This is a genomic window from Avibacterium endocarditidis, from assembly GCF_965138825.1.
GTDB lineage: Bacteria > Pseudomonadota > Gammaproteobacteria > Enterobacterales > Pasteurellaceae > Avibacterium > Avibacterium endocarditidis.
Genome location: NZ_CBCSDH010000040.1, coordinates 1 through 636 on the forward strand (window position 1 = coordinate 1; position 636 = coordinate 636).

The following is a 636-nucleotide window of genomic DNA, read 5'->3' on the forward strand; positions in this document are numbered from 1 at the left end:
ACAAATTAGGCATTTATGAAAAAGCCTTACCTAAACATATCAGCTGGCAAGATAGACTTTCCATCGCCAAAGCCTGTGGCTTTGATTTTGTGGAAATCTCCATTGATGAAAGCGATGAACGCCTCAGCCGCTTAGATTGGACAAAAGCACAGCGCCTTGAACTGGTGCAAGCTATCATCAATACCGGCGTGACGATTCCCTCTATGTGCCTTTCAGGGCATCGCCGCTTTCCCTTTGGCAGCCACGATGAAGCCACACGCCAAAAAGCCTATGAAATCATGGAAAAAGCCATTCAGCTGGCGGTAGATGTAGGCATTCGCACCATTCAACTGGCAGGCTATGATGTGTATTACGAAGAGCAAGATGAAAGTACGCTTGAGCGCTTTCAGCAAGGGATGGAATGGGCGGTTGAGTTGGCGGCAAGTAATCAAGTAACCCTCTCTATGGAAATTATGGATACGCAATTTATGAGCTCCATTACGCGTTGGAAAAAATGGGATGACATTATCCGCTCCCCTTGGTTTACCGTGTATCCAGACCTCGGCAACCTGTCTGCCTGGAATGACAATGTGGTAGAGGAATTGAAATTAGGCATCGACAAGATTTCTGCGATTCATTTGAAAGATACTTATAAAG

At 45.8% G+C, this 636-nt stretch carries 1 protein-coding gene; it reads left to right on the top strand.

Annotated features, from left to right (window positions below):
- Nucleotides 1-636, top strand: a 636-nt coding sequence (locus tag ACNAV8_RS11580) for an L-ribulose-5-phosphate 3-epimerase (RefSeq protein WP_415777752.1), incomplete at both ends; no start/stop codon positions are given.